At 69.6% G+C, this 16176-nt stretch carries 16 protein-coding genes and 1 tRNA gene; 9 read left to right on the top strand and 8 right to left on the bottom strand.

Annotated elements, in window-relative coordinates; all coding sequences use genetic code 11:
- The first annotated feature begins 38 nt into the window (after positions 1-38).
- A complete protein-coding gene (locus tag ASC60_RS01650) occupies positions 39-572 on the top strand; it encodes a peptidylprolyl isomerase (RefSeq protein ID WP_055545919.1) in 534 nt (177 codons plus the stop codon).
- A gap of 94 nt (positions 573-666) precedes the next feature.
- The gene (locus ASC60_RS01645) at positions 667-1545 is read left to right on the top strand and encodes a rhomboid family intramembrane serine protease (protein WP_055545917.1); all 879 of its coding nucleotides are present in this window, start codon (positions 667-669) and stop codon (positions 1543-1545) included.
- Between the two features lie 291 nt (positions 1546-1836).
- Here ASC60_RS01645 and crgA read toward each other — a convergent pair whose 3' ends face one another.
- Positions 1837-2094, bottom strand: a complete 258-nt coding sequence (gene crgA / locus ASC60_RS01640) for a cell division protein CrgA (RefSeq protein WP_055545915.1) — start codon at positions 2092-2094, stop codon at positions 1837-1839.
- Positions 2095-2239: 145 nt separating this feature from the next.
- Between crgA and ASC60_RS01635 the strand changes: the two genes are divergently transcribed.
- The 6 genes from ASC60_RS01635 to ASC60_RS01615 all read left to right on the top strand — a co-directional run bounded on the left by ASC60_RS01635 (position 2240) and on the right by ASC60_RS01615 (position 6671).
- Positions 2240-3010: a DUF881 domain-containing protein gene (locus ASC60_RS01635; RefSeq protein ID WP_055545913.1), complete on the top strand. Its 771-nt coding sequence runs from the start codon at positions 2240-2242 to the stop codon at positions 3008-3010.
- A 21-nt stretch (positions 3011-3031) separates the two neighbouring features.
- Positions 3032-3709, top strand: a complete 678-nt coding sequence (locus ASC60_RS01630; RefSeq protein ID WP_055545911.1) for a class E sortase — start codon at positions 3032-3034, stop codon at positions 3707-3709.
- Between the two features lie 84 nt (positions 3710-3793).
- Positions 3794-3970, top strand: coding sequence for a hypothetical protein (locus ASC60_RS41995; protein ID WP_039938336.1), 177 nt, complete (start codon positions 3794-3796; stop codon positions 3968-3970).
- Complete coding sequence (locus ASC60_RS01625; protein WP_055545909.1) at positions 3967-4617, top strand: aminodeoxychorismate/anthranilate synthase component II; 651 nt, start codon at positions 3967-3969, stop codon at positions 4615-4617. Before ASC60_RS41995 ends, ASC60_RS01625 begins: the two co-directional genes overlap by 4 nt.
- Positions 4614-5894 carry a class E sortase gene (locus ASC60_RS01620; RefSeq protein WP_107096957.1) on the top strand — a complete coding sequence of 427 codons (1281 nt, stop codon included), beginning with the start codon at positions 4614-4616 and terminating at the stop codon, positions 5892-5894. Before ASC60_RS01625 ends, ASC60_RS01620 begins: the two co-directional genes overlap by 4 nt.
- Before the next feature lie 33 nt (positions 5895-5927).
- The gene (locus tag ASC60_RS01615; protein ID WP_055545907.1) at positions 5928-6671 is read left to right on the top strand and encodes a class E sortase; all 744 of its coding nucleotides are present in this window, start codon (positions 5928-5930) and stop codon (positions 6669-6671) included.
- A 102-nt stretch (positions 6672-6773) separates the two neighbouring features.
- On the opposite strand, the gene pknB is transcribed toward ASC60_RS01615, so the two are convergent.
- From pknB to ASC60_RS01585, 6 genes are all read right to left on the bottom strand, one after another.
- On the bottom strand, positions 6774-8759 hold the full coding sequence (gene pknB, locus ASC60_RS01610; RefSeq protein WP_055545905.1) for a Stk1 family PASTA domain-containing Ser/Thr kinase: 1986 nt from the start codon (positions 8757-8759) through the stop codon (positions 6774-6776).
- A 171-nt stretch (positions 8760-8930) separates the two neighbouring features.
- Positions 8931-10403, bottom strand: coding sequence for a penicillin-binding protein 2 (locus ASC60_RS01605; RefSeq protein ID WP_055545903.1), 1473 nt, complete (start codon positions 10401-10403; stop codon positions 8931-8933).
- Positions 10400-11827, bottom strand: a complete 1428-nt coding sequence (locus ASC60_RS01600) for an FtsW/RodA/SpoVE family cell cycle protein (protein ID WP_055545901.1) — start codon at positions 11825-11827, stop codon at positions 10400-10402. Before ASC60_RS01600 ends, ASC60_RS01605 begins: the two co-directional genes overlap by 4 nt.
- A 23-nt stretch (positions 11828-11850) precedes the next feature.
- Positions 11851-13428 carry a PP2C family serine/threonine-protein phosphatase gene (locus tag ASC60_RS01595; RefSeq protein WP_055547104.1) on the bottom strand — a complete coding sequence of 526 codons (1578 nt, stop codon included), beginning with the start codon at positions 13426-13428 and terminating at the stop codon, positions 11851-11853.
- Between the two features lie 75 nt (positions 13429-13503).
- Positions 13504-14025 (bottom strand): FHA domain-containing protein, encoded by a 522-nt coding sequence (locus ASC60_RS01590; protein WP_055545898.1) that lies wholly within the window; start codon positions 14023-14025, stop codon positions 13504-13506.
- Positions 14026-14035: 10 nt separating this feature from the next.
- Positions 14036-14851: a DUF3662 and FHA domain-containing protein gene (locus tag ASC60_RS01585; RefSeq protein WP_055545896.1), complete on the bottom strand. Its 816-nt coding sequence runs from the start codon at positions 14849-14851 to the stop codon at positions 14036-14038.
- Positions 14852-15158: 307 nt separating this feature from the next.
- Between ASC60_RS01585 and ASC60_RS01580 the strand changes: the two genes are divergently transcribed.
- Positions 15159-15245: transfer RNA gene (locus ASC60_RS01580), tRNA-Leu, on the top strand.
- Positions 15246-15491: 246 nt separating this feature from the next.
- On the opposite strand, the gene ASC60_RS01575 is transcribed toward ASC60_RS01580, so the two are convergent.
- Positions 15492-16145, bottom strand: coding sequence for an FMN-dependent NADH-azoreductase (locus ASC60_RS01575; protein ID WP_055545895.1), 654 nt, complete (start codon positions 16143-16145; stop codon positions 15492-15494).
- Between the last annotated feature and the right edge of the window lie 31 nt (positions 16146-16176).

Raw genomic sequence — 16176 nt, 5'->3', positions numbered from 1 at the left:
GATCAGGGCAAGGAAGCGAAAACGATGGAAGGTAGATCGTGGCCGAGCAGCTGTACGCCACCCTCAAGACGAACAACGGCGACATCGTGGTCCGGCTGCTGCCGAACCACGCCCCCAAGACCGTGAAGAACTTCGTGGAGCTCGCCGAGGGCACCCGCGAGTGGACCCACCCGGCCACCGGGAAGAAGGCCGCGGAAAGGCTCTACGACGGCACCGTCTTCCACCGCGTGATCAGCGGTTTCATGATCCAGGGCGGTGACCCGCTGGGCAACGGCACCGGCGGCCCCGGCTACGAGTTCGGTGACGAGTTCCACCCGGACCTGGCCTTCAATAAGCCGTACCTGCTGGCCATGGCCAACGCCGGCCCGGGTACCAACGGCTCGCAGTTCTTCCTCACGGTCGCCCCGACCACCTGGCTGACCGGTAAGCACACCATCTTCGGCGAGGTCGTCGACGAGGACAGCAAGAAGGTCATCGACACCATCGCGGGTGCCGCGACCAACCCGCGCACCGACCGCCCGCTCCAGGACGTCGTGATCGAGTCCGTCGTCGTGGAGACCCGCGAGGGCTGAACCCCGCACGGGAACTCCGCGCCCCGCTTGTCCGTGTGAACAAGCGGGGCGGGGGAACGCGCGCAAGTCTGCGGACAGGGGGCGAAGGGACACCATGGAGGACCAGGCGGTCTGCTGTTACCGGCACCCGCAGCGGGAGACCGGCATCAGCTGTACCCGCTGTGAGCGCCCGATCTGTCCGGAGTGCATGATCAGCGCCTCGGTCGGGTTCCACTGCCCGGAGTGCGTGCGCGGCGGCGCGTCCGCCTCCGGCGAGCCCTCCGGGCCCCCGCGGCGCGCGGCCGAGCCGCGCACCATAGCCGGCGGCGCGTACACCGCCGACCCGCGGCTGGTCACCAAGATCCTGATCGGCCTCAACATCGCCGTCTGGCTGGCGGTGCTGGGCACCGGCGACCGGCTGGTGAACGACTTCGACCTGGTCGGCCGGGCCTACGACCCGGGCACGGCCGACATCGTGGGCGTCGCCGAGGGGCAGTGGTACCGGCTGCTGACCGCGGTCTTCCTGCACCAGGAGCCGATGCACATCGCCTTCAACATGCTGTCCCTGTGGTGGATCGGCGCCCCGCTGGAGGCCGCGCTCGGGCGTGCCCGCTACCTCACGCTCTATCTGCTCTCGGGGCTCGGCGGCAGTGCGCTGTCGTATCTGCTCGCCGCGCAGAACCAGCCCTCGCTCGGCGCCTCCGGCGCGGTCTTCGGCCTGCTCGGAGCCACCGCCGTCCTGATGCGCCGGCTCAACTACGACATGCGCCCCGTCATCGCGCTGCTCGTGCTGAACCTCATCTTCACCTTCGGCTGGTCCGGGATCGCCTGGCAGGCGCACGTCGGCGGCCTGGTGGTCGGCACCGTGGTGGCGTACGCGATGGTGCACGCGCCGCGGGAGCGGCGCGCCCTGGTGCAGCGGGGGGCGTGTGCCGTGATGCTGCTCGCGATCGTGGCGACGGTGTGGGTCCGTACGCTCCAGCTCACCGGCTGACCGCGTAGCCGGAGGCCTTCGCACGGTCGTGGGCGGCCTCGAACGGGGGTGGGTTCGGTCAGTTGTCCACAGCACGCGGTGGATCTTGCGCAACCTGTGGAGAACATCTGTGCGGTACCGCACTGACCTGCGTTTTCGCAGGAAGGCGCAGGTGTGAGCGATCGAACACGGCCGTTCCGCCGGTCACACCGGCGTCAACGCGGCAGAGGTTATCCACAGATCTTCTGAGTTTTCCCCGCCTGTGGATAACCCTGTGGACAGGCGTTCTGTGCGGACCCTGTGGAGGTGGATCTACTTCCACTGGGTGGAAACGACGAACCCCGCGGCGATGAAGCCGAAGCCGACCACGATGTTCCAGTTGCCCAGGGATTTGACCGGCATGTCCCCCGTCGTCACGTAGAAGAGGACGATCCAGGCGAGGCCGATGAGGAACATCGCCAGCATCAGCGGGGCCACCCAGCGGCGGCCACTGGTCAGGCTGATGCTGGTTGCCTGCTTCGCCGGCGGCGGCGTGAAATCGTCCTTCTTGCGGATCCGTGACTTCGGCACGAGGAACTCTCCTGTCGATGCGCTGCGTGACCGCGCGGGGATGTGTACGGACGGCGCCGGGGCGGGACGGTGAAGGGGACCTCTTCCCTCCCCCACACGTCAGTTAGCGTAGTCCTTCCGCGGCGTCGTAAGGAGTAAGGGTACGTTGAGCAATTCCGCTGACTCCCCCACCCCGGCGTCCCGACGTCCCGCGTTCCGGCCGGTCCGGCTGCTGACCGGAGCGGTCTTCGCACTGGCCGGGATCATCTTCTGGACCAGCTTCAACACAGCCCAGGGCACCGACATCCGCAGCGACGAATCGATGCTGCGGCTGTCCGACCTCATCCAGGAACGCAGCCGCAAGAACGGCGCGCTCGGCGAGAGCGCCGCCAGGACGCGCGCCGACGTCGACGCCCTCGCCCGCCGCGACAACGGGAGCACCAAGGCCGAGCAGCGCAAGCTGGAGGGGCTGGAGAAGACCGCGGGCACCCGTGGCCTCAGCGGCCCCGGCCTCACCGTCACCCTCACCGACGCCCCGCCGAACGCCACCCCCCAGATCCCCGGCGTGCCCGACCCGCAGCCCAACGACCTCGTCATCCACCAGCAGGACCTGCAGGCCGTGGTCAACGCGCTGTGGCAGGGCGGCGCCAAGGGGATCAAGGTGATGGACCAGCGGCTGATCTCCACCAGCGCCGTGCGCTGCGTCGGCAACACCCTGATCCTCCAGGGCCAGGTCTACTCCCCGCCCTACAAGATCACCGCCGTGGGTGACCGGGAGCGGCTGACCACCGCGCTCACCGCCTCCCCCGCCATCCAGAACTACCGCTCCTACGTCGAGGCGTACGGCCTCGGCTGGAAAGTCGACCAGCACGACACGGTGACTCTTCCCGGCTACTCCGGCACAGTGGATCTGCACCAGGCACAGCCCGTCCCGTAGCCGCGCGCCGATGGGGGGCCGATGAGGATCCGGCTGGTCGTCAGGACGCTCAGCGAGCTGTGCGTCACCGCCGGCACCCTGATCCTCCTCTTCGTCGTCTACCTCCTGTTCTGGACCGGCGTCCGCGCCGACCAGGCCATGGACGGTGAGATCGACCACCTCCAGGACCGCTGGGCCGCCGGGCCGGTCGCCGCGGCCGAGCGGCCCGCGCCACGGCCGCGCCCCTACGAGAGCGGCGGATCCTTCGCGATCATGTACATCCCGCGATTCGGCGCCGACTGGGCCAAACCGGTCCTCCAGGGCACCGCCACCGCCACCCTGCGCAAAGGCCTGGGGCACTACGCGAACACCGCCCGCCTCGGCGCCACGGGCAACTTCGCCGTCGCCGGGCACCGCCGCACCTACGGCGACCCCTTCAAGGACTTCCCCCGGCTGCGCCCCGGCGACGCGGTGGTGCTGTCCGACGGCACCACCTGGTACACGTACCGCATCACCGGGCGGCCCTACCGCACCCTCCCGGCCGATGTCGGGGTGCTGGACCCGGTGCCGCGGGCGTCCGGCTTCCGCCGCCCCGGGCGCTATCTGACGCTCACGACCTGTGAGCCGGAGTGGGGGCACAGCCACCGGCTGATCGCCTGGGCGCACCTCGACGCGACCCAATCGGTTGCCCAAGGCAAGCCCAAGGCTTTGTACAGCTGACCCTCCGGCCCCACCCCCGGACCTTTACTCTGGTCCTGCACTCCGGTGCTGCAAACGACTTCGTCATCGGCGAGTAGGGATGGCATGTACGGCTGGATCTGGCGGCATCTGCCGGGTAACGCATGGGTGCGGGCGGCGATTTCGCTCGTGCTCGTGCTGGCGATCGTGTTCGTGCTCTTCCAGTACGTCTTCCCGTGGGCGGAGCCGCTGCTGCCGTTCAACGACGTGACGGTCGACCAGGGAATGGCGGGTCCCCGATGAGTGCGCGCGTCCTGGTCGTCGACAACTACGACAGCTTCGTCTTCAACCTCGTCCAGTACCTCTACCAGCTCGGCGCCGAGTGCGAGGTCGTGCGGAACGACGAGGTCTCCCTCGCGCACGCCCAGGACGGCTTCGACGGCGTGCTGCTCTCCCCCGGCCCCGGCACCCCCGAGAAGGCGGGCGTCTGCGTCGACATGGTGCGGCACTGCGCCGACACCGGGGTGCCGGTGTTCGGCGTCTGCCTGGGGATGCAGTCCATGGCCGTCGCCTACGGCGGCGTCGTCGGCCGCGCCCCGGAGCTGTTGCACGGCAAGACCTCGCTGGTGACCCACGAGGGCGCGGGCGTCTTCAGCGGGCTGCCGTCGCCCTTCACCGCCACCCGCTACCACTCCCTCGCCGTCGAACGGGACACCGTTCCCGACGCGTTGGAGATCACCGCCTGGACGGAGACGGGCATCGCCATGGGGCTGCGCCACCGCGAACTGCGGATCGAGGGCGTCCAGTTCCATCCCGAGTCCGTCCTCACCGAATGGGGTCACCGCATGCTCGCCAACTGGCTGGTGGAGTGCGGCGACACGGACGCGATAGAGCGGTCGACGGGGCTCGCCCCGGTGGTCGGGGCGGTCGGCGGCAAGGCCGTCGGGTGACCGCACCGCGCCCCGGGCCCGAGGGCGCGGCCCAGGGCGCACCGGAATCCGCGGCGGGCGCCGCACCGGCCCCCGAGCCGCGCCCCACCGGGCGGCGCCGCCGCGCCCGCCCGGCGGCCGGGGACGAGCGTCCCGAGGAGGCGGCCGCGGCGCCCACGGGGCGGCGGCGCGCCCGGTCGGCCGCCCCGGGCCCGGGCGGTCCCGGCGGGGCCGCGGGCGTGACGGAGACGGCCGTCCCGGCCCCCGTGGCCCCCGCCTCTCCGGAGACTCCCGCGGCGGCTCCCGCGGTGCCCCGCGCCGCTGCTCCCGCCGGGAACGAGCAGACGATGGAGCTGCGGGTGGGCACCGCCCGGGCGGCGCCCGCCCACGACCGGACGGTGCCGCTGCGTACGGTCGAGCCGGACCATACGCCCGGCGGCCGTGCGGCCCGCCGCAGGGCGGCTCAGGAGGCCGCGAGGCGCGGCGGACGGCACGGCGCCCGGGCGCGGGGCGGTACGGCCGTCACAGGGGCCGCAGACGCCTCCGGAGGGGCGCGGCCGGACGGGGAGGCGCGGCCCCGCACCCGTATGGAGGCCAAGCGCGCCGCCCGTGCCCGCAAGGACAGCCCGGGCGTGGTGGCGAGCCGGGTGATCGGCGAGCTGTTCATCACCCTGGGGGTGGTGATGCTGCTCTTCGTGACGTACCAGCTGTGGTGGACCAACATCCTGGCCCACCAGCAGGCGGACGGCGCGGCAGGCGATCTGCAGAAGAAGTGGGACACCAAGGGCGCCGACCGCGATCCGGGCGTGTTCTCCCCCGGTCAGGGATTCGCGATCATCTACATCCCCAAGCTGGACGTGAAGGCCCCGATCGCCGAGGGGATCGACAAGCACAAGGTCCTCGACCGGGGCATGGTCGGCCACTACGGCAAGGGCAAGCTGAAGACCGCGATGCCGTGGGACAAGAAGGGCAACTTCGCGCTCGCCGGGCACCGCAACACCCATGGCGAGCCGTTCCGCTACATCAACCGCCTCAAGCCCGGCGACAAGATCGTCGTCGAGACGCAGAGCCGGTTCTACACGTACGACATGACCAGCATCCTGCCGCAGACGTCCCCCTCCAACACGGGCGTCATCGGCCCGGTGCCGCCCGGCTCCGGCTTCGCCGAGCCGGGCCGCTACATCACGCTGACGACCTGCACCCCCGAGTTCACCAGCACGTACCGGATGATCGTCTGGGGCAAGATGGTCGACGAGCGGCCGCGCAGCGAGGGGAAGCCGGACGCACTGGTCGAGTAGGACCGGGAAGATCCAGAAAAGGGGTACCACGCGGTGGCACGGACCGACCACGACCAGCGGCAGGGCGAGGACCCCGCCCCGTCCGCGACGCAGCCGACCCGCCACCCCGGCCGCGGGCGCGTCGCGGCGGCCATCGGGGTACTGGGCGAGCTGCTGATCACCGCGGGGCTGATCCTGGCCCTCTTCGTGGCCTACTCGCTGTGGTGGACGAACGTCCTCGCCGACCGGGAGGCGAAGAAGCAGGGCGACCAGGTGCGCAAGCACTGGGCCGCCCAGGGGCCGGGCAGGCTCGACACCAAGGACGGCATCGGCTTCCTGCACGTGCCGGCCATGGGCGACAGCGAGGTGCTGGTCAAGAAGGGCACCTCGACCGAGATTCTCAACGACGGCGTCGCCGGGTACTACACGGAGCCCGTCAAGGCCGCGATGCCCTGGGCGAAGTCGGGAAACTTCGCGCTGGCCGCCCACCGGGACGGGCACGGCGCCAAGTTCCACGACATCGACAAGATCCACGATGGCGATCCCGTGGTCTTCGAGACCCGGGACACCTGGTACGTCTACAAGGTCTACGCGACGCTGCCCGAGACCTCGAAGTTCAACGTGGACGTGCTGAACGCGGTCCCGAAGGAGTCGGGCAAGAAGAAGGCGGGCCGCTACATCACCCTCTCGACCTGCACCCCCGTCTTCACCTCGCGGCACCGCTACATCGTCTGGGGCGAGCTGGAGCGCACCGAGAAGGTCGACGCGGACCGTACGCCTCCCGAGGAGCTGCGCTGAGGCAGGCACCTCCTGACGCCTTGACGCAGGCGGGGAAGCCCCCGGCGCCCTCTCCCGGGCGCCGGGGGCTTCCCCGTGCGGTGGTGCCGTGTGCGAGACGGGCTAGCCGCCGAGGCCGCCGAAGAAGCCTCCGCCGTTGTCGCCTCCGCCATCGTTGCCCTTGACCGTGATCAGGTTCACGGACTGGCCCTTGGGCACCTGGGTGCCGGCGCCGGGGTTGCTGGCGACCACGGTCGCGTTGTCGTCCTGCGGGCCCTGGATGTTGCCCACGTTGAGCCCGAGGTCCTGGAGGGCCTTCTTGGCGTCCTTGAGCTTCTGGCCGCCCAGGTTGGGCACCGGGACCTGCTCCTGCTCGGCCGGGGCCTTGGCGATGGTCAGGTTGATGGTGGATCCGGGCGCGGCCGTACCGCCGCCCGCCGGGTCCTGCTTGATGACCGTGCCGGCCTCGGCGTCGCCGTTCTCCTCCTCCGTCGACTGGACCTTGAAGCCCTGCGCCTTGAGGGTGGCCTCGGCGTCCGCCTGCTTCTTGGTGGTCACGTCGGGGACGGGGACCTGCTGCTGCGGCGCGGCGACGGTCAGGGTGATCGTGGTGCCCCGCGCGACCTTCTTGCCGCCTTCCACGCTCTGGCGGATCACCTTGCCCGGGGTCTGGTCGGACTCCTCGGTCGCCTTCTGGACGTCGAAGCCCTTGTCTTCCAGCGACTGCTTCGCCGACGCGAACTGGACGTTGAGGACGTCGGGGACCTCGACCTTCTCCGCGGGCTTCTTGCCCTTCGACATGGTCAGCTCGACCGTGCCGTAGCGCTTGATCTCGCCGCCGCCCTCGGGGTTCTGCTCACAGACCGTGTCCTTGGCCTGGTCACAGAACCTGGAGCCGACCTGCTTCACCTTGAAGTCGCCGTTCTCCCCCTGGGCGCTGGCCTCCTTGAAGGTCTTGCCGGCCAGTGCCGGCACCGGGACCATCTCGTCGTTCTTACCGCTGCCGGTGATCGCCTTCCCGATGAAGATCGCGCCGACCAGCACCAGGATGCCGGCCACCACCAGCAGGATCGTCGAGAGGTTGCGCTTCTTCTCCCGGCCGCCCCGCCGCCGCTCCGGCCGCTCGTCGTAGCCGAAGCCGCCGTCGTCATCCCGCATCGGGGGCAGCATCGAGGTCGCCGGACCGGTGTCCTGCGGCCGCAGCATCGTCGTCGGCTGGTCGTTCGAGCCGTAGCCGACCGCGCCCAGCGCGGCGGTCGCGGCGACCGGCTGGCCTTCGAGGGCCGCCTCGATGTCGGCGCGCATCTCGTCGGCCGACTGATAGCGGTAGTCGGGGTCCTTGACCAGGGCCCGCAGGACGATCGCGTCCATCTCCGGGGTGATCTCGGGGTCGTACGTGCTCGGCGGCTGCGGCTCTTCCCGTACGTGCTGGTAGGCCACGGCCACCGGGGAGTCCCCGACGAACGGCGGCCGCACCGTCAGCAGCTCGTAGAGCAGACAGCCGGTGGAGTAGAGGTCGCTGCGCGCGTCGACGGTCTCGCCCTTGGCCTGCTCGGGGGAGAGGTACTGCGCGGTGCCGATGACGGCGGCCGTCTGCGTCATGGTCATACCGGCGTCGCCCATGGCGCGGGCGATGCCGAAGTCCATCACCTTGACCTGGCCGCTGCGCGTGAGCATCACGTTCGCCGGCTTGATGTCCCGGTGGACGATGTTGTTCCGGTGGGAGTACTCCAGGGCCTGGAGGATCCCGACCGTCATCTCCATCGAGCGCTCGGGGAGCAGCTTTCTCCCGGAGTGGAGAAGCTCACGCAGGGTGGAGCCGTCGACGTACTCCATCACGATGTACGGGATCGACACACCGTCGACGTAGTCCTCGCCGGTGTCGTAGACCGCGACGATCGCGGGATGGTTGAGCGAGGCGGCCGACTGGGCCTCTCGGCGGAACCGGGCCTGGAAGGACGGGTCGCGGGCGAGGTCCACCCGGAGCGTCTTCACGGCGACAGTGCGGCCGAGGCGGGTGTCGTGCGCGAGGTAGACCTCCGCCATGCCACCGCGGCCGAGCACCGAGCCCAGCTCGTACCGGCCGCCGAGGCGACGCGGCTCTTCCATAGCTACTCCAGCCCTCTTCCGTCATTCCCGGCCGCACCCTGTGTGGGGGGCCGGCGAAGTGCTGCTCGCGCATACGGTACCCGGCACGTCTTACGGGACCCGGCCTCGGCCGATACTTGATACCGGACCGGTACGACGACGTGCGGGATTGGTATCAGGGCGTGACCGGCCTCACTTGTCGCGCTCGCTGTCGAGTACCGCCTTCATCACATTCTTGGCGATCGGCGCCGCCAGCTTGCCGCCCGCGATGTCACTGCGCAGGGTGTCGGAACCCTCCACCACGACGGCCACCGCGACCGGGGAACCCTCGTCGGTCTTGGCGTACGAGATGAACCAGGCGTACGGGTTCTCGCTGTTCGCGACGCCGTGCTGAGCCGTACCGGTCTTGCCGCCGACCGTGGCGCCCGGGATCTGGGCGTTGGTGCCGGTGCCCTCCTTGACCACGGTCTCCATCATGTCCTGGAGCTTGCCCGCGTTCTCCGAGCTGAGCGGCTGGCTCATCTCCTCCGGGCTGGTCTGGTCGACCGTGTTCAGGTTGGGGGCGCGCAGCGAGTCGATCATGTACGGCTTCATCAGCTTGCCGTCGTTGGCGACCGCGGAGGCGACCATGGCCATCTGCAGCGGGGTGGCGCGGGTGTCGAACTGGCCGATGGAGGACAGGGCGTTGCCCGGCCGGTCCATCTTCTCGGGGTAGATGCTGGCGGCGGAGCGGACGGGCATGAAGACCTCTTCGTTGAACCCGAACTTCTTCGCCTCCTCCAGCATCTTGTCCTTGCCGAGGTCGTCACCGAGCTTGCCGAAGACGGTGTTGCAGGAGTAGCGCAGGGCCTGCCGCAGGGTCGCGTTCTCGCAGGGGATGTTCCCCTCGTTCGGCAGGTTCTGCGTGGACAGCGGCAGCCGCCACGGCACCGGCGAGTTGGTGGCCCCGTCGATGTCGGTGTACTTGCCGTTCTCCAGCGCCGCCGCGGCGGTGACCACCTTGAACGTGGAGCCGGGCGGGTACGTCTGCCGCAGCGCCCGGTTCAGCATCGGGTCGTCCTTGTCGTTCTTCGGCTGCAGCGCGTTCCAGGTCTCCTCGTCGCTCTTGCCGCTGCCCGCGAACTTCGACGGGTCGTAGCTCGGGGTGGAGGCGAGGGCGAGGATCTTGCCGGTGCGCGGGTCGAGCGCGGCGACGGCGCCCTTGTTCTTGCCGAGGCCCTTGTACGCGGCCTCCTGGGCCTTGGCGTTCAGGGTGGTGATGACGTCACCGCCCTTCTGGTTCTTGCCGGTGAACATGTCGACGGTCCGGTTGAAGAACAGCCGGTCGTCGTTGCCGGTGAGGATGCCGTCCTCGAGGTTCTCGATCTGGGTGGCGCCGAACGCCTGGGAGGCGTACCCGGTCACCGGTGCCCACATCGGACCGTTCTTGTACGTGCGCTTGTACTTGAAGTCCGTCCCGTCGGTCTCCACCGACCCGGTGATCGGGCGGCCGTCGACGATGATGTTGCCGCGCGGCTGGCTGTAACGGGCGATCAGGACCCGGCGGTTGTTCTTGTTGTTCTTCAGCCCGTCGGCCTGGACGTACTGGATCCAGTTGTCCCGCACCAGCAGGGCGAGGACCAGAAGGCCGCAGAAGATCGCGATTCGGCGCAGGGGCTTGTTCACGGTCGGACCACCTGAGTCATCTCGGCGTCAGTGGTGGGGGCGGGCGCGGGGGCCGGCCGGCGGGCGGTGTCGCTGATCCTGATGAGGATCGCGATCAGTGCCCAGTTGGCGAGCACCGACGAACCGCCGTACGCCACGAACGGCATCGTCATACCGGTCAGCGGGATGAGGCCCATCACGCCGCCCGCGACGACGAAGACCTGGATGCCGAACGCGGCGGACAGGCCGACCGCCAGCAGCTTGCCGAACGGGTCCCGGGCGGCGAGGGCGGTGCGCATGCCGCGCTCCACGATGAGGCCGTACAGCAGCAGGAAGGCCATGGTGCCGGCCAGCCCCAGCTCCTCGCCGACGGTGGCGAGGATGAAGTCGGAGTTGGCCGCGAAGCCGATCAGGTCGGAGGCGCCCTGGCCCCAGCCGGTCCCCGAGACGCCGCCGGAGCCGAAGGACATCAGGGCCAGGGCGATCTGGTCGGTGGTGGCCCAGCTGGGCCGGGGGGTCTCGTAGACCGCGAACGGGTGCAGCCACGCCATCACACGGACCTTGACGTGCGATTCGAACGAGGCGACTCCGACCGCGCCGACGGCCGACATCAGCAGACCGAAGACGATCCAGCTGGTGCGCTCGGTCGCCACGTACAGCATGACCACGAACAGGCCGAAGAACAGCAGCGAGGTGCCGAGGTCGGTCTCGAAGATCAGGATCAGGATGCTCATCGCCCAGACGACGATGATCGGGCCGAGGTCACGGCCGCGCGGCAGGTACAGCCCCATGAAGCGGCGGCTGGCCAGCGCGAGCGCGTCCCTCTTCACCATGAGGTAGCCGGAGAAGAAGACCGCGATGATGATCTTCGCGAACTCACCGGGCTGGATGGAGAAGGAGCCGATGGTGATCCAGATGCGTGCGCCGAACCGGGCCGGGAAGAACATCGGCAGGATCAGCAGGATCAGCGCACCGATCATGGAGATGTAGGTGTACCGCTGCAGGATCCGGTGATCCTTGAGGAAGATCAGGACCGCCACGAACAGGGCCACGCCCATCGCCGAGTACATCAGCTGGTTGGGTGCCGATGGGGCGAAGGTCTGGCCGATCGCCTCCGCCCGGCCGGCCAGCCGCCTCGACTGGTCCAGCCGCCAGATGATGACGAGGCCGAGGCCGTTGAGGAGCGTGGCGATCGGCAGCAGCAGCGGATCGGCGTACGGCGCGAACTTGCGCACCACCAGGTGGCCGACGCCCGCGAGCAGGCCGAGCCCGATGCCGTAGCTGAGCATGCCCGAGGGCAGCTCGTCACTGAGGGCCAGGCCCGCGTTGGCGTACGCGAAGACCGGAATGATCACCGCGAACACCAGCATGGCCAGCTCGGTGTTGCGGCGGCTCGGCGGACCGGCCGTACTGATCGTGGTCGTGTTGGTCGTACTACTGCTCATGGGTGGGCGGCCCTCTCACGGCTTCACTGCTGGGTGCTGCTGCACTGCGGGACCAATTCCTTCTCCTGCTCCGACAGGGTGGGACCCGGCTTCGGAGTGGGAGAGGGCGACGCCGGTTTCTTCGTCGTCGGTGTGGCCTTGGCGGTGCGCAACCCCGTCGTCGCGCTCTGACTCTTCTGCGGCGTGGTGCCGCCGCTACTTGCCTTGCCTCCGGATCCGCCGCCGGCCTGCCCCTTGCCGCCGGTGAGGTCCTTCTGGCTCTCCTCGGCCCTGCGCTGTGCGTCGGCCTTTCTGCAGGCGCTGGCGAGAGTGGCGAGATCCTTCGTCTTGTCCTCGGCCTGGCCGAGCCCGCTGACCGCGATGGTGTCCTCCACGCGGCTGCGCTGGTCGGTCGGGAGGTACTTGAGTTCGATCTCGCGGTGGTCCTCATGGACCTTGTTGAGCTTGATCCACGCAAGGTCCTGGTTGATGCCCTGGTAGATCGCGACATGGTCTCCGTTGGAGCCCACGTAGTACTGCTTCTGCGTCCACTGATAGCCGCTGTAGAGCCCGCCGCCGATCACGGCGAGGCCCAGCGCGATGATCAGCGACCGCTTGACCCAGGTCTTGCGGCCGCTCTTCTTGGTGTAGTCGCCGTCCGCGTAGGCCCCGTAACTGCCCTCGGGCGGTCCGCCGAGCCCCGGGTCGCCGCTGCCGGGCGGCCCGAAGCCGCCCGGTGCGTCGCCCTGCTGCGGTACGGGACGGTTCCGGCCCAGCTCGGCGGCGCGGCCCGCCGGGGTGTTCCCGGCGCCGCCGTCCCCGAGGGGGACCTGGTTCTCGGCCACCGCGCCCACGATCACGGGGGTGTCGTTGAGCTGGCCGGCCAGGGTGTCGCCGCCGTCGACGTCGAGGACGTCGGCCACGATGCAGGTGATGTTGTCGGGGCCGCCGCCGCGCAGCGCGAGCTGGATCAGCTCCTGCACCGTCTCGTGCGGGCCCTGGTAGCTGGCGAGGGTGTCCTCGAGGGTCTGGTGGCTCACGACGCCGGACAGGCCGTCGGAGCAGATCAGATAGCGGTCGCCGGCCCGGACCTCACGGATGGACAGATCGGGCTCGACATGGTCGCCGCTGCCCAGCGCGCGCATCAGCAGGGAGCGCTGCGGGTGGGTGCCCGCCTCCTCCTCGGTGATGCGGCCCTCGTCGACGAGCCGCTGCACCCAGGTGTGGTCCTGGGTGATCTGGGTGAGCGCCCCGTCGCGCAGCAGATACGCGCGCGAGTCGCCCACGTGGACCAGGCCGAGCCGCTGGCCGGTCCACAGCAGAGCGGTGAGCGTGGTGCCCATGCCCTCCAGCTGGGGGTCCTCCTCGACCATGACCCGCAGCTGGTCGTTGGCCCGCTGCACGGCGGTGCCCAGGGAGGTCAGGATGTCCGAGCCGGGGACGTCGTCGTCGAGCTGGACCAGGGTGGAGATCACCTCGGAGCTGGCGACCTCGCCGGCGGCCTGGCCACCCATGCCGTCGGCGATGGCGAGCAGCCGGGGGCCGGCGTAGCCGGAGTCCTCGTTGCCCTCCCGGATCATGCCCTTGTGGGACCCGGCGGCGAAACGCAGTGACAGACTCATGCGCACCTCGCCCGTCGGCTCCGGGTACAGCCCCTTGCCAACCACGCTGCCCACCCTCCGGTCGTCATGGTCCTACTACTTCCGCAGCTCGATGACGGTCTTGCCGATGCGGATCGGTGCACCCAGCGGAATCGGTGTCGGTGTGGTGAGTCGGTTCCGGTCGAGATAGGTGCCGTTGGTGGAGCCGAGGTCCTCGACGATCCACTGGCCGTCACGGTCCGGGTAGATCCTGGCATGCCGGCTGGAGGCGTAGTCGTCGTCCAGCACGATTGTTGAATCGTGCGCACGACCGAGAGTGATGGTCTGCCCCTGGAGCGCGACCGTGGTGCCGGTCAGCGTGCCCTCGGACACGACCAGCTTGGTGGGAGCCCCGCGGCGGCCGCGGCCCGAGGGCTGCTGACGCTGCTGGGGCGGTGCGGCCTGCTGTTGCTGCCGCTGCTGCTGCGGCCGGTCGGGGGCGCCACGGCGCGCCGAACCGCGCTGGGTCACGCGAGTCCCGAACAGGTCGCTACGGATGACCTGAACGGCCACGATGACGAACAGCCACAGTACGGCGAGGAAACCCAACCGCATGACCGTGAGGGTCAGCTCTGACATTGCCCCCGCTTCACCCTTCGGCTTGCCGGTAAACGATGGTGGTGCTGCCCACGACGACGCGTGAGCCGTCGCGGAGCGTAGCGCGGGTGGTGTGCTGTCCGTCCACCACGATGCCGTTCGTCGACCCCAGATCCTGGATGGTCGGCGGTGTTCCGACCCGGATTTCGCAGTGCCTGCGGGAGACACCGGGATCGTCAATGCGCACGTCAGCGTCGGTGCTGCGGCCCAGAACCAGGGTGGGCCGGGAGATCTGGTGGCGAGTGCCATTGATCTCAATCCAGCGCCGGGTCTGCCCCTGCGGCTGCGGGACGGAGCCCGCGCCGCTCCGGGCCCCGGGAGGGGCGCTGGGCATGGGCGGCGCGCCCGCGGGCTGGCCGCCGTAACCGCCGGGCCGCTGCTGCGGAGCCCCGCCGCGGGCCGGGGCCTGCTGGGCGGCCGCGCTCTGGGACTCGCTGGAGGCCAGCGTCCGGCTGCGCACCCGGTACAGGCCGGTGTCGAGATCGTCGGCCTTCTCCAGGTGGACCTTGACGCCGCCCATGAAGGTGTACCGCTGCTGCTTGGCGTAGTCGCGGACCATGCCGGAGAGCTCGTCGCCGAGCTGCCCGGAGTACGGCGCGAGCCGCTCGTAGTCGCCGGTGCTCAGCTCGACGATGAAGTCGTTGGGGACGACGGTCCGGTCCCGGTTCCAGATGGTCGCGTTGTTGTCGCACTCACGCTGGAGCGCGCCCGCGATCTCGACGGGCTGGACCTCCGACTTGAACACCTTGGCGAAGGTGCCGTTCACGAGACCCTCGAGACGCTGCTCGAAGCGCTTCAGTACTCCCACGGGGCACCTCCTTCCTCAGTCGTGCTCAGTGTCGTCCTGGTACTGCTTACTGATCGTATCCACGCGTCGGGAAATCGGGTGGTTCCCCTTCCTGGCCCTGTGGAGCAGTGTCACCTCTCACAGGATCGTAGAGGTGCCCTCCGGACAGTGTCCCGCAACCGCGGCGGAGCCCCTCCGGGCGGGGGCTCGACAACGAGTGTGAATCCACCCTGCCCAGCGTGCTAGTGTTCTCGATGTCGGAAGGCGCCGCAGCGAACCGGACCGAAAGGCCCGGGGGGACAGGCGGTGAGCGGAAGACAACACCCATGCGCGGGTGGCGGAATAGGCAGACGCGCTGGATTCAGGTTCCAGTGCCCGAAAGGGCGTGGGGGTTCAACTCCCCCCTCGCGCACCAGTCGGAGCGGGCCTCTCCGGAGTGACGAAAGTCGCTCGGGAGAGGCCCGCTCCGCTTTATGTGGCGGGCCGCTCGGTCTCGCCTTGAGTGCGACTCGATATCGGCTTGATCCACTTCCAGTTCGGCTTGATCCACATCGGTCGCCCCCGGCTCGGTCCGACGAACGGAAGCGGGGCCTCCCCGGAGGGGCGGCCCCGCGGCTCCGCGGCCGGCTGAGACGCAGGCGGCTGAGGTGGCTGAGGTGGCTCAGGCGGCGAAGCGGGAGGCGAGCGCCTTGGCCTTCGCCGCGGCGTCCTCGTGGGCCTTCGCCTTGGAGGCGTCCGAGAGCTCGACCAGGTCGGCCATCGCCGGGTTGCTGCGAGCCAAGGTGAGCTCCGGCACAACGAACTCGACGTCGAGGTTGAGCGCGCCCTTCAGGGCCTTCTCCAGGTAGGTCGTGACGAACTCGAAGCTCTCCCGCGGGGTGCCCGGACCGTAGCCGCCGCCCCGGCTGGCGACGACGATCGTCGGGGTGCCCGAGGTGGTGGTCTGCTCGGCCCCGGAGGTGCGGCCCATGATGATCACGTGGTCCAGCCACGCCTTGAGGGTGGAGGGAATCGTGAAGTTGTACATCGGGGCGCCTATGAGGACCACGTCGGCCTGCTCCAGCTCACTGGCCAGGGTGTCGCGCAGCGCGAAGGCGGCCTGCTGCTCGGGGGTGTGGGTCTCGGTGGGGACGAATCCGGCTTGGGCGGCGAGGCCGTCCAGGTGCGGCAGCGGCTCGGCGGCAAGGTCGCGGTAGATGACCGTGCCGTCCGGGTGCTGGGCCTCCCACTCCTTGCGGAAGGTGGCGGTCACCGCGCGGGAGGCGGAGGCCTCGCCGGGGAAAACGGACGTGTCGATGTGAAGAAGCGTGGGCATGAAGGTGCCTCCGTGGACAAAGCGCTCCCGT

The sequence above is a fragment of the Streptomyces sp. NBRC 110028 genome, assembly GCF_001417735.1.
Classification (GTDB): Bacteria; Actinomycetota; Actinomycetes; order Streptomycetales; family Streptomycetaceae; genus Streptomyces.
The sequence above is the reverse complement of the archived record's forward strand: the minus strand, read 5'-3'. Positions and strand labels throughout refer to the sequence as shown.